This is a genomic window from Streptomyces sp. NBC_01016 (genome assembly GCF_026341035.1).
Lineage (GTDB): Bacteria > Actinomycetota > Actinomycetes > Streptomycetales > Streptomycetaceae > Streptomyces.
This window is the reverse complement of record NZ_JAPEOQ010000002.1, coordinates 2,395,464-2,408,657: the sequence shown is the minus strand read 5'-3', so window position 1 is coordinate 2,408,657 and position 13,194 is coordinate 2,395,464. Positions and strand designations below refer to the sequence as shown.

Annotated in this window: 5 protein-coding genes and 2 pseudogenes; 5 read left to right on the top strand and 2 right to left on the bottom strand. The window is 69.5% G+C overall.

Features of this window, described 5'->3' with window-relative positions; all coding sequences use genetic code 11:
- Positions 1-49: 49 nt before the first annotated feature.
- The 3 genes and pseudogenes from eccCa to OG746_RS37675 all read left to right on the top strand — a co-directional run bounded on the left by eccCa (position 50) and on the right by OG746_RS37675 (position 7,456).
- Positions 50-4,063, top strand: a pseudogene (gene eccCa / locus OG746_RS37685) (type VII secretion protein EccCa).
- On the top strand, positions 4,060-5,490 hold the full coding sequence (locus OG746_RS37680) for a DUF6177 family protein (protein WP_266722952.1): 1,431 nt from the start codon (positions 4,060-4,062) through the stop codon (positions 5,488-5,490). Before eccCa ends, OG746_RS37680 begins: the two are co-directional and overlap by 4 nt.
- A gap of 865 nt (positions 5,491-6,355) precedes the next feature.
- Entirely contained in the window at positions 6,356-7,456 is a 1,101-nt protein-coding gene (locus OG746_RS37675) for an integrase core domain-containing protein (RefSeq protein ID WP_266722950.1), read from the top strand.
- Between the two features lie 219 nt (positions 7,457-7,675).
- Here OG746_RS37675 and OG746_RS37670 read toward each other — a convergent pair whose 3' ends face one another.
- Together OG746_RS37670 and OG746_RS37665 are read right to left on the bottom strand one after the other, a co-directional pair.
- A complete protein-coding gene (locus tag OG746_RS37670; protein ID WP_266725640.1) occupies positions 7,676-8,281 on the bottom strand; it encodes a hypothetical protein in 606 nt (201 codons plus the stop codon).
- A 191-nt stretch (positions 8,282-8,472) separates the two neighbouring features.
- Positions 8,473-11,460 carry an AfsR/SARP family transcriptional regulator gene (locus tag OG746_RS37665; protein WP_266722948.1) on the bottom strand — a complete coding sequence of 996 codons (2,988 nt, stop codon included), beginning with the start codon at positions 11,458-11,460 and terminating at the stop codon, positions 8,473-8,475.
- Between the two features lie 121 nt (positions 11,461-11,581).
- Between OG746_RS37665 and OG746_RS37660 the strand changes: the two are divergent.
- Positions 11,582-12,023: pseudogene (locus tag OG746_RS37660) on the top strand (transposase); the annotation flags it as partial.
- Complete coding sequence (locus OG746_RS37655; RefSeq protein WP_266722946.1) at positions 11,999-13,093, top strand: integrase core domain-containing protein; 1,095 nt, start codon at positions 11,999-12,001, stop codon at positions 13,091-13,093. The pseudogene OG746_RS37660 and the gene OG746_RS37655, both read left to right, overlap by 25 nt.
- Positions 13,094-13,194 lie beyond the last annotated feature (101 nt).

Here is a 13,194-nt window from a genome sequence, read left to right as displayed (position 1 = left end):
GTGCACGCCCGATGATCCAACATCTGAACCGGCGGGCGGTGCGCACCCGGTGACCCAGCACCTCGTCCACCGCCCGGCCCGCTCGCACCGCCCGCTGCCGCCCGCCGAGACCCGCACCATCGAGCCGCCGCCGAATCTGCCCGAGGGCAAGACGGGCAGCGCCGCCACGGCGCTGCTGCCGATGGCGGGTGTGATGGGCTCGGTCGTGATGATGACGGTGATCCGCTCCAGCCAGTTCGCCGGGCTCGGCGCCGTCGTCCTGGTCATCGCGCTGCTCGGCGCGGTGGCCCTGTTTCTCTCCCAGCGCGGCAAAGCGCAGCGCCAGCGGCGCACCCAGCGCGAGCGGTACCTGGAGTATCTGGAGGGGCTGCGGGCCGAGTTGGCCGACGCCGAGCGTGACCGTCGCCGCGCGGCCCGCTTCCTGCACCCGGACCCGGCAGCCCTCCACGACATCGTGCGTGACCCGGCCCGACTGTGGGAGCGACGCCGGTCCGACGCCGACTTCCTCCAGGCACGTATCGGCGTCGGCGACGTCCCCGTACAGGACCTGGCCGTCGGGCAGAACACGTCCGGGACGGCGATGACACCGCCCGACCCGTTCATGCTCAACGAGGCCCGCGCCCTCCAGGCCCGCTACGCCACCACACCCGACCACCCCCTGACCGTTCCGCTGGACCGGGCCGGCAACGTCAGCGTCATCGGCGACCGCGAGGGAGTTCTGCGGATCGCCCGAGGCCTGCTCATGCAGGTGGCGGCCACCCACGCCCCGGACGACGCGGCCCTCGCGCTGGCCGTACCCGGGGAACGTATCGAGGAGTGGGAGTGGGCGAAGTGGCTCCCGCACGCCCTCGACCCACACACCCAGGACGGAGCCACCCCGGCGCGCCGCATCGCGCCCGACCTGAACCAACTGGCCCAGGTGCTCGGCGCCGACCTCAAACAGCGTGCCACCTACGCCGCCGAGGTACGCCGCGGCCTGGCCGACAGGCGGGCTCTCGACCTCACCGACCGGCTCGTGGTCGTCCATGACACCTTTGGTGAGAACGCGACCGACCTGCCCCGCCCCGACGCGGCCGTCCCGCTCCATGCCATGGGTGTCACCGTGATCCACCTGCTGGCCGACCAGCGACACGAACCCGACCATGTCTCGGTGCGCATCACCGTCGACGAGGACCGGATCGTCGTGGACGATCTGCGTTCCCAGCAGCCCGTACGCACATCAGGGCTCGCCGACGAAGCGGGCCCGGCCGCCGCCGAAGGACTCGCGCGCGTCCTGGCGCCGCTGCGGCTGTCGGCAGAATCCGCGGCCGAAGGCGCCCCGGTGTCCGGCCCGGTCGACTTCCCGCACCTCCTGGGCGTCGAGGACATGGCCGCCCTCGACCTGCCCCGCCAGTGGGCACCGCGCGGCGAGCGCGACTTCCTGCGCGTCCCGATCGGCCTCGACGACCGCCACCAGCCGGTCCTCCTCGACCTCAAGGAATCCTCCGAACTCGGCATGGGCCCGCACGGGTTGTGCGTCGGCGCCACCGGCTCCGGCAAGAGCGAACTCCTGCGCACCCTCGTCCTCGCGCTCACCGCCACGCACGCGCCGGACGACCTGGCGATGGTCCTCGTCGACTACAAGGGCGGCGCCACCTTCGCCCCGTTCACCGGCCTGCCGCACGTCGCCGGTGTCATCACCAACCTGGAGAACCAGGCAGGACTCGTCGAACGCGTCCACACCTCCCTCGCCGGCGAGATCAAGCGCCGCCAACAGGTGCTGAAGGACGCGGGCAACATCGCCGACATCGGCCACTACCGCGCCCTGCGCGCGAACGAGCGCCCCGCCCTCGAACCACTCCCCCACCTCTTCGTCGTCATCGACGAATTCGGTGAACTCCTCACCGCCAAGCCCGACTTCATCGACCTGTTCCTGTCCATCGGCCGGATCGGCCGCTCGATCGGCGTGCACCTGCTGCTGTCCAGCCAGCGCATCGAGGGCGGCAATCTCAAGGGCCTGGAAACCTACCTGTCCTACCGCCTGGGCCTGCGCACCTTCTCCGCCGACGAGTCCCGTACGGTCCTGGAGACCACGGACGCCTTCCACCTGCCGCCCCTGCCGGGCTTCGGCTACCTCAAGGTCGACACCTCCACGTACACCCGGTTCAAGGCGGGCTACGTCTCCGGCGCCTACCGCGGCCCCGCGCTCCACGACACCACGGCCGACGACACACCTCACGTATGGCCGTACCCGGCCTTCAACACACCACAGGCGCCGGGGAGTTCACCGAAGGACACCGAGCCGGCGACGATGCGGGAGCGCGAGACGGGACCCACGGTCCTGTCCACCGCGGTCACCCAACTCACCGACGCCGCCGCACAGCCGGTGCGCCGCATCTGGCTGCCCCCACTCCCTGAGGCGGCCACCCTGGACACGGCCGCGGGCCCCATCCAGGCCTCGACCGATGGCCTCCAACTCGCCACAGCAGAAGGCGGATTGCGCGCACCGCTCGGCATCCTCGACGACCCGGCCCGCCAGTGGCAGGGCCCCTGGATCCACGACCTCAACACGGCCGGCGGACACACCGCGATCATCGGCGGCCCCCAGTCCGGCAAAACAACCCTGCTGCGCACACTCGCCCTCTCCCTCGCGCTCACCCACACCCCCACCGATGTCGCCCTCTACGGCCTGGACCTGGCCGGCGGCGGCCTGAGCGCGCTGGCGGACCTGCCGCACGTCGGCGGCATCGCGGGCCGCGCCGACCACGAACGCGCGGCGCGCACCGTCGCCGAGGTCCGCGCCATGCTGGACCGCCGCGAGATCGCGTTCCGCGAGCACGGCATCGACTCCGTCGACCAACTGCGCACGCTGCGCGCCCAGGGCCGCCTGCCCGAACTCGGCTCCACCGACATCGTGTTGCTCATCGACGGCTACGGCGCACTGCGCGACGAGTTCGCCCACCTCGACGACGCCGTCGCCGACCTCCTCAAGCGCGGCAGCGGCTACGGCATCCACATCGTGGCCGGCATGCTCCGCTGGAACGACGTCCGCATCGCCGCCCAGTCCATGTTCGGCAGCCGCATCGAACTGCGCTTCAACGACCCCGCCGACTCCTCCATCGACCGCAAACTCTCCGAGACACTGCCACCGGACACCCCGGGCCGCGCCCTCACTGACGGCAAACTCTTCGCGCACACGGCCCTGCCACGCATCGACGCCAAGACCACCACCACGGACATCGGCCCCGCGTTGGAAGAGGGCGCCCGCACCATCCGCGCCACCTGGCACGGCGAACTCGCTGCCCCTGTACGAGTGTTGCCTACGCGTCTGCCCGCGCAACGCCTGCCGTCCACCACGGTGGAACCGCACGCGGTACCCATCGGCCTCGACCAGGACACCCTCTCCCCCGCCGTCCTGGACCTGTTCGGCACCGACCAGCACCTGCTGATCCTCGGCGACAACGAGTGAGGCAAGACCAACCTCCTGAACCTCATCTCCCGCTCCCTCGTCGACCGCTACGGAGACAAGGAGTTGGTCTTCGGCGTCTTCGACCCGCGCCGCGGCCTACGAGGCGCGATCCCCGAGCCGTACCGCGGCGGCTACGCCCACAACGCCAAGCTGGCGAACGCACTCGCCACCGGCATCTCGACCGAACTGGAAAAACGCCTCCCGGAGGCCGCCGACCCGGACGCGACGGACACGGAACCGTCATTCACCGGCCCGCGCATCGTGATCCTCGTCGACGACTACGACATCCTCACCGCCGCCGGGCAGCACCCCCTGGACCCGTTCCTGCCGTACATCTCCTCGGCCCAGGACATCGGTCTGCACTTCGTCGTGACGCGCCGCGTCGCGGGCTCCTCGCGCGCCCTGTACGACCCGTTCCTCATGGCCCTGCGCGAAACGGGCGCCACCGCCCTGGTCATGACCGGCGACCGCAGCGAAGGTCAACTCCTGCCCGGCCTCTACGCATCTCCCCAGCCGCCCGGCCGCGGCACCCTGGCCCGCCGCGGCCGCCGCCACCAACTCATCCAGACCGCCCTCGCGCCCGAAGCCGAATCGCACGAGGAGACTCCGGCGTGACCCAGGACATCATCGCCCTCACCCCGAAGATGCCCGACCCCGCGGCACTCCTCGCAGCCCTGCACGCCGGTGGCCCCGACCTCACCCTGACGACCACCGACGACGACGCGGTCATCCACCTGTGCACCACGGCAGGCCGCCCCCTGGTCTCCGCCGAGGCACCGGTACTCGTCCACACGGCCGGCGAGGCGGAACGCCTCCTCGGCCATCAACTCGCCGCGCCAGAACCGCCGTTCTGGTGGACCGAACTCCGCGCATCCAGCGCCGTCCCCGAAGCCGAGCCACTCGCCGCCTCGGTGGCCGCCCGCCTGACGATGCTGCTGGGCGGGACCACTTGGCCACGGAGCACGAACGCCACGGCCGTCGTAGACACAGCACAGACGCCACCAGCCGACATCACCCCCACGCCCGCCGCAGCGGGTGCGCTCCCCATCGTCGACGCCCTGACCGACTCCACGGCGGTCGTCATCGCAGACCGGCCCGTCCTGGGCCTGACCACCTGGCTCGCCGACGTCCTGCGCATCACAACCGCAGCCAACCGGGCCCTGCACATCGTGACGCCACCCCACGTCCGCCTCACCCTGCCCCTACGGACAGCTCTCGGCGGCGCCCCCAACCGCTGGGTCATCCAACACCCGGAAGCCGGCTACTACGACGGCCTGTCCGGCGCCCAACTCACATGGCGCGAAGGCACGTTCACACCGACCGGCGACGGAAAGCTCGCCACCGCCTTCACGACCGGCACCGAGCCCACCGATGAGCACCAACTCACGGTGTCCTTCCGCACGGTCCACGCACCGGACGCAGACCTGACGCTCGGCACCGCACTGGAGACGGCCTGGCGCCACCTGGTGGGCACACCGCCGGCCGGATGGGGCACCGCCGAACCCATCAACCTCCCCTGGTCGACCCGCCAGTTGACCGACCTGGCCCGCGACCGCGCCCCCGAACCCACCCACACCCTCGCCACCGGCACCCCGGACCGCCCGGCCATCGCCACCCACCGCACCACACGCACCACGACCGGCATCACCGAGGACATCACCCTCACGGTCGGCTACGGCGCCGACGAGACCGTCCCTCTGGACGCCATCGAGCCCCTCGCCACCGAACTCGTCGAAGCCCACAACCTGTCCACGATGTTCACCACCCTCCGCGCGGCCAGCTCCGACCTCACCGTGCCACCGCTCCTGACCGCCCCACCGCTCCCGGTGACATTCACCCTCGGCGCCGCCGACGTCCGCTCCATCGGCCTCGCCTACGCCCGCCGCCCACCGCTCGCGATCAAGCCGGTACAACTCGGCACCGCCGCAGCGCCATCTCTCCACTATCCGCTGGGAGATGGCACCAGCGCCGACGCCTGGGCAACGCTCCGCACCCTGACCGAACACCTCAAGAGCCGCACCAGCGCAGCGGGGCTGCGGTAACCACGACCTGTCGGCCACCGCTGGAGCTCCGCGCCCAAACTCGATGGGGACCCGACTTCTTGAGATCGACGTCTTGCCCCCCATCCGTTCACGACAGCTCCCGAGGCTCCCTATGGCCGATGAAGTCGAGATTCTGTACCAGAAGACCGTCACACTCGTTTCGCCGGAGGACGAGATCGCCGGCCATCTGTTCGCCGCCATGTCCGGTCCCGGCTACACCGTCCGTATCAGCTGGAACCAGCACACTTCGGAGCACACGGCCTGGAATCTCTTTACTGCCCTCGTCAACGTGCGACGAGACCTGGAGAACCAGGGGCTGATCCCTGCAGTCGAGGGAGCTTGTCGCGATGTCTACCCCAGCAGGATGGCACTTGAAATGGGCGGAGGGCGACGGGCCCAGCTCTGGACAACGCCTTCAAATCGGCCCTCCACCGTTGACGTATTCGCGGACGTCCCACCCCCTGGCTGGGTCCGCCTGGCGAACGTAATTGATCAAGGAAATGCCCACAGAGCACGCACGAGTCGGAGCATTGGATGACCGGCGGATGAATGGGCCACCGGAGTCCGCAGCTGTCCGAGCGCAGGCCGGCTTCAGACTTGCCGCCACGAACTCCCGAACCGCACCCTCACCTGGAACGAGCACCACTTCCGCCGCCCCCCTCCGCCAACATCGGTGGGCTTCCTTCAATTTCGCACGCGCATCCACGTCGACAACGTCATCCCCCGGACACCGAAGTCGGCAGCCTTCTGCTCCAGCGTCACACGCTCACCGCCCATGAGCGACGCTGTGCGTGCCGGAAAATACTTCCGCGCAGGCCATCGTAGCGAGGACGGGAGCGTCTGCGATCCGACATGATCACTACTCATGCTTCTTCGCCTGGCCTATCTCGCCATGACCCAGACGTTTGCAGCCCTCCGTTTGTTGCCTATGACCGACCGCGAGAAGGACGCCGAGATCTTGGCCCTCCGCCACCAACTCGGCCTCCTGCAGCGACAACTCGACGGCAAGCGCATCCGCCTCCACGCCGCGGACCGCGCGTTCCTTGCCGCCCTGCTCGCTCCGCTCCCACGCGCGGCACTGCGCCGACTCCGGCTACTGGTCAGCCCGGACACCATCCTGCGCTGGCACCGCGACCTGCTCAAGAACCACCACGCCCGCGCGAGTGCCAAACGACGCCCCGGCCGCCCCCGCACCCATGCCTCGATCCGCCGCCTGGTACTCCGCCTCGCCGCCGAGAACCCCACCTGGGGATACCGCCGCGTCCACGGCGAACTCGCCCTCCTCGGCGTCCAGGTCGCACCGTCCACCGTCTGGGAAATCCTCAAGACCGCGGGCATCGCCCCAACCCCGCAGCGAACCACCGTCACTTGGGCCAGCTTCCTAAGCTCCCAAGCCCAGGCCATCCTCGCGATGGACTTCATCGAGACCGTCACCCTCACCGGCCAACGCCAGTACGTCCTCGCCACCATCCAGCACGCCGACAGAATGGTCCGCATTCTGGGCAACACCGCCCACCCCACGCACGCGTGGGTGACCCAGGCCATAAAAAACCTGGTCATGGACCTGGAGGACGCCGGACAACTCGCCGCGGTCAAATACCTCATCCGCGACCGCGACGCCAAATACCCATCACTGATCGACAGCATCCTCGACCAGGCCGGCATCACCACCACGGTCACCGGCATCCGAATCCCCCGCATGAACTCGATCACGGAACGCTGGGTACGAACCCTGCGACGCGAACTCCTCGACCGCACTCTGATCTGGAACGAACACCACCTGCGCCACGCACTGAATGAATACCAGCAGCACTACAACAAACACCGCACGCACCGAACGCTCCAGGCCGCCGCTCCCCTCCGCGCCCTACCCGAACCCCTCGACCCGGAACAAGTCGACCGCCTGGATATTCGCCGACACGACCGCCTCAATGGCGTAATCCACGAGCACCGACACGCCTGCTGAAGTGCACGGACGTATTTTTCGGCACGCACACGCGCGACGGCTTCCGACGCCTGCACGCCCCGGGCCAGGATCGCGAGGCGGTCTTTCGTTCCAGGCGGCCGGTCGCCGCCGGCGGTTCACACCCGGGAATGGCCGGTTCGGTGCAGCTGCAAGGTAGAGAGCGGCGTCAACGCCGAGGGGGGGCGCAAGACCTACCGCCTCGGCGCCCGCTGCGCCTCGTCAGCGGGCCCAGACGACCGGGCTCGTGCGGTACGCGTCGCCCTCGTCGAACGAGGCTCCGGTGACGGGACCGGTCTTGGTGGCACTGAGCGAGCAGGTCTCGTAGGAAGCACCCTTGGTGGTGAACTCGGCGGGTGCCGTCTCGCGGTCGCACTTGCCCGGCACCTCACCGATCAGCAGAACGCCCGTGGGCCCGCCGCCTTCCAGCACTCCGTCGAGCTTCAAGGACGCGTACGACAGATCGGTGCCACCCACGTTCTCCACCTTCATCTTGATGAAGTACGGGGTCATACCCTTCGCCTTCGCGCCGAAGGCGGACATGTCGGCCTCGGTCCCCTTGTCGATCGCGGTGACGGTGACAGCGACGGTGCCCTTCTTCTCGGCCGTGTACCTGAACGGGAGGACGGCCTTGTCGCCGACCTTCAACTTCGTGCCCGGGGCGGTCGCGTCACCCGCGGCGGCGTCGGCGCTCTCGGCCGCCGGGGCGGCGCTGGAAGGCTCGGACGAGGCCGGAGCCGGAGCCGACTCGGACGCCGAAGCCGCAGGAGATTCCTGCGCAGCTGACGAGTCGTCGTCACTGTTGCAGGCCGAGACCGCGAGCCCCATGGTGATCAGAGTGGCCGCGAGCACGGTACGTCGCTTTTGCACGGCAAATACCTCACTGGTGACGAGAGCTGCCCGTCTACGGCAGCCCGAACGTGCGATGACTTCTCAAGTGCGTGCCGGATCCTCGCGCACCGCGGAATACGCCCGGCACACGCGAGGAATACGACGCGACCGACAGCTCACACGTTCGCTCAGCGGATGTCCGCCCGTACGGTGGCTGCCTCCGCGGCCAGGTTCGCCGCACCAGTGCCGTCGCCCGCCAAGGCGTGCAGCCCGGCGAGCTGTTCCAGCGCGCCGGCGAGCAGATATGGGTAGTCGATACGGCGGGCCACCTCCACCGCGTGCTCTCCCTGGCCGATCGCGGCCCGCGCCTCATGGCCGTCATACAGGCGCGGGTCGAGCAGGTCGATGAGGCTCCGGGTCTCGAACATCGGGTCATCGAGCGCGCGCGCCACCTCGACGGCCTCGGTGAGGTGGCGGCGCGCGTCGGCGTACTCACCACAGGCCAGCTGGACGCAGCCCCGGGCGTGAGCCAGGTAGAAGGGGCCGGATGCGCCGAAGTCCCGCATGTGTCTGCTCAGTTCGCTGACCGCGGCTGCCGCTTCCGCCAGTCGGCCGAGCGCGAGCTGGGTCTGGCAGAGCCAATAGGTGTCCCGTGCGACCAAGGTCAGGATGCGGTGCTTGCGCGCCTCGTCGATGATCTCTGCGAGCACCTCCGCCGCGGCCTGGGGTCGGCCGGCCTGGAGGTGTGCGAGGCCGACCTGCGAGTACGCGTGCAGCGCCGCTGCGGCCTGGCCGCCGGCCGTGAGTCGCTCGTAGGCCTCTCTGCCCGTCGCGATGGCCTCGGCCAGACGCCCGTTGGGCACGAGGAAGAACGGCGCGTTGCTCAGCGCCTCCAGATACCCCTGATGGTCCCCGATCTGCTCGAACAGGATCATGGCCTCGGAGTTGGACTTCTCCGCCGGGCCGTACCAGCGTCGGGTGTAGAGCAGCCCGGCCATGGAGACGAGCAGGCGTGCTCGGCCCCGCACGTTTCCGGCGATGTCCGCCTGCCGCATGGCCGTGTCGTAGCATTCCTGCCACTCGTCGAAATAGCGCTCCACCTCGAACAATGCGTGTCCGCCCACGGCCAGCTCCCAGCAGAGCTCGTCCCTGCCCAGGGCCGCGGCCTGCCGGACACCTGTCACCAGAGAGACGCGCTCGAGGTCCAACAGCCGCATCGGCACCACCGCGCGGGGCAGGGCGGCCTCGACCCGCTCCGGCCGCCAGCGAGGCGCCTCCCGCCGGAACATGTTCTGTCCCATGTGTTCACGGTCCGTGAAGTCCGTGAAGGCCAGCAGGGCGCCGAGAACACGGACGACGGACTCGTCGCGTGCCGTCGCCTCCTCCTCGGCCTCGGCACATTCCCTCGCGTAGACGCGGATCAGGTCGTGGAATCCGTACCGTGCCTGGCCGTTCGGTGTTCCGGTGACCTCGAGCAGGTGGACGTCGATCAGCTCGTCCAGGAGGTCTTGAGTGGGAAGCAGTTCGCCGTCGACCGCCGCGGCCGCCGCCCAAAGCGGAAAATCGGGCGCCTCCAGGAGGCCGAGGAGCCGGAACAGTCTCCGCGCCTCCGGCCGGAGCCCTTCGTAGCTCAGCCCGAAACTGGTCCGCACCTCGAGATCGCGGTAGCGGAGCATATCGAGCCGACGCTGTGCGTCGGCCAGCCGTGACACCAGATCCGCCGGGCCCCAGTGCGGCCGGGACAACAGCAGCGCGCCGACGATCCGAAGGGCGAGCGGCAACCGCGCGCACAGCCGGACCAGATCGGACAGTTCCTCCCGGCTCGCCGAGTCCAGCCGGTCCGCGGTGCCGGCGCGCAGCATGGCCAGACTGTCGCCTTCGGACATCACTCGGAGTTCGATGCGGTGGGCGCCACCGAGCCCGCCCAGTCGCACCCGGCCGGTGACGATCACCCCGCAGGTGCCGCCGGCCGGCATCAGAGGGGCAAGCTGTGCCTCGTCGAGGGCGTCGTCCACGACCACCAGGACCCGGCGTTCCGCGAGAATGCCCCGGTACAGGCTCGTACGCTCGTCCGCGTCGTCCGGCACCGCGGTGGCGGGAACCCCCAGTGCGCGCAGGAAACGGCCGAGGATTGCCGCCGGGTCGGCCGGCTGGCTGCGCACACCGTCCAGTACCGCGAACAACTGCCCATCTGGGTAGGCGGATCTGAGGCGGTGCGCGGCCTGCACCGCGAGGGCCGTCTTGCCGATACCACCCGGCCCCGACACGGCCACCACGGCGGCTGGCGCGTGGGCGGCCCGGTCGTTGCGGAGCGCCCTTTCGATCTGTTCCAGCTCTGCGTGTTGGCCGCTGAAATCCGCGAGCGCCGGCGGCAGCATCCTGGCGCTGTCCGTGGTGCGGCGTTCCCGCACGGCGGCCAGGAGCTGTGCCTCCGGTGATACCGGGGCGGGGCCCGACTCCGACGTCGGCATCTGCTCGTTGCCGAGGATGGTCCGATGCAGGTCCTGCAGCGACCGACCCGGCTCAAGACCGGCCTCCTCGGACAGCACGGAGCGGACCTGAAGATAGGTCTCGAGCGCGTCCGCCCGCCGCCCGCAGCGGTACAGCGCCAGCATGAGCTGCCCCCACAGGCGCTCGCGCAGGGGATGCCTCATGGTCAGAGCGGTCAACTCGCCCAGCAGTTCACGGTGTCGGCCGAGCCGCATCCCGACGTCGATCCGCTCCTCCAGCACGCCCAGCCGCAGCTCATCGAGGCGGGCGGCCTCCGGGGCCAGCCCCAGGACGTCGGCGAACCCGGCGAACGCGGGCCCCCGCCACAGCCCCAGCGCCTCGTCGAAGAGCTGGTGCGCACGGTCAGGATCACCGTCCGCCGCCGCGCGGGCCGCCCCGACCAGATCCTCGAAGCGCGCCGCGTCCAACTCGTCGCGGCCGGTCCGCAGCAAATACCCCGACCCTTGTCTGGTGATGCGCTCCGGCTCCCCCAGGCACCGCCGCAGCCGGGACACATAGGTCTGCACGTTTTTGGCGGCACTCTTCGGTGGCGTCTCGCCCCAGAGCGCCTCCGCGAGCGTGTCACTCGCGACCGGCCGGCCCGGCCTGCCCAGCAGAACCGCCAGCAGCACCCTCGCCTTCGGCGTCCCGAGTTCCAGCGGCACCCCCGCACACCGCACGCTCATCGGACCCAACACCCCGAAGTCCACAGCAGCTCCCCCGTGTTCCGATCCAACCCCGACCAACGCCGCGTCGGCCCGGGTGCACTCAGAGTGAACGTACCGGAGGAAGACGCAGGTGAGTACGCTGCTGGCGGTCCTGGTCACCGCGGCGAGCGTGCAGGACTCGACCGTCGGCCGCACCTTGCTGGCGCAAGCCGCCGCCGACCATCCCGGCCTGCGCAAGGCCTGGGTCGACGGCGGCTACCGCCAAACACTTCATCGAGCACGCCGCCACCCTCGGCATCGACCTCGAAATCGTCCAACGCAAGCCCGGGACCAAGGGGTTCACACCGATCCCGAAACGCTGGACCGTCGAGCGGACCTACGGCTCGCTGATGCTCCAACGCCGCCTCGCACGTGACTACGAGACCCACCCGCACCGATCCGAAGCCATGATCCACCTCGCCATGGCCGACCTGATGGCCCGCCGCCTCTGCGCCTGCCGAAAAGGTCGTCCATGCAGCTCAGAAGCTTGCCCGGCGGTGCGGCAGGATGAACACTTGTGCTGCTGCGTCTTGTCTACTTGACCATCACCAACCTGTTCGGCGCGCTGCGGTTGCTGCCGGTGAGCGACCGCGACAAGGTCACGGAGATCCTCGCCCTGCGCCACCAGCTCACCGTCCTTGAGCGACAACTCGGCGCGGACCGGGTGAAGCTTGCTCCGGAAGACCGGGTGTTCCTTGCCGCTCTGCTGGTGCCATTACCCCGCAAGGTCCTGCGCCGACTACGCCTACTGATCCGGCCTGACACCGTGCTGCGCCGGCATAGCGACCTGATGAAGCGGCGCCACACCCGCACCTGCCGGCCCAAGAAGCCGGGCCGACCGCCCACGGTCCACTCCATCCGCAGACTGGTCCTACCTCTGGCCCGTGAGAATCCCTCATGGGGCTACCGCAGGGTGCACGGCGAACTCGCCACCCTCGGCATCAAGGTCGCCGCCTCCACCGTCTGGGAAATCCTCAAGTCCGAGGGCATCGACCCCGCACCCGACCGGGCCGCCACCACCTGGGCCAACTTCCTGCGCTCCCAGGCCGATGCCCTCATGGCCTGCGACTTCCTTGAGACCGTCACCCTGACCGGGCAGCGTCAGTACATCCTCGCCGTCATCGAACACGCCACTCGCCGCGTCCGGATCCTCGGCACTACCGCACACCCCACCGCGGCCTGGGTCAGCCAAGCCGCCCGCAACCTGGCCATGGACCTCACTGACGCACAGGCCACCCACGCGTACCTGATCCGGGACCGGGACGCGAAGCACCCCGCCCACTTCGACGAAATCCTGCGCACCGCCGGCATCGAGGTCGTGCACACCGGCGTCCGGATCCCGCGCATGAACGCCATCATGGAACGCTGGGTCCAGACCTGCCGCCACGAACTCCTGGACCGCACCCTCATCTGGAACGAGCGCCATCTGCGCCACGCACTTCGCCAGTTCGAGCTGCACTACAACCTTCACCGGCCCCACCAAGCGCTACAGCAGGCAGCACCGCTGCACGCCGTCCCCGAACCCCTCATTCACACACAGACCACCCGGCTGAAGGTACGCCGGAGAGACCGCCTCGGCGGAATCCTGCACGAGTACCAGCATGCCTCTTGAGCTGCGCGGATGGAATTTTCGGCAGGCGCAGTGCTACACGAGTACCAACATGCTTCCTGACCTGCAAGGGCGCAATTATCGGCACGCACAGCTCGGGTCGG

What these genes read in the sequence shown, in the direction of transcription:
- OG746_RS37675 (WP_266722950.1), top strand. Translation starts at nt 6,356, where the DNA reads ATGCTTCTTCGCCTGGCCTATCTCGCCATGACCCAGACGTTTGCAGCC.
- OG746_RS37670 (WP_266725640.1), bottom strand. Translation starts at nt 8,281, where the DNA reads ATGGGGCTCGCGGTCTCGGCCTGCAACAGTGACGACGACTCGTCAGCT.
- OG746_RS37665 (WP_266722948.1), bottom strand. Translation starts at nt 11,460, where the DNA reads ATGAGCGTGCGGTGTGCGGGGGTGCCGCTGGAACTCGGGACGCCGAAG.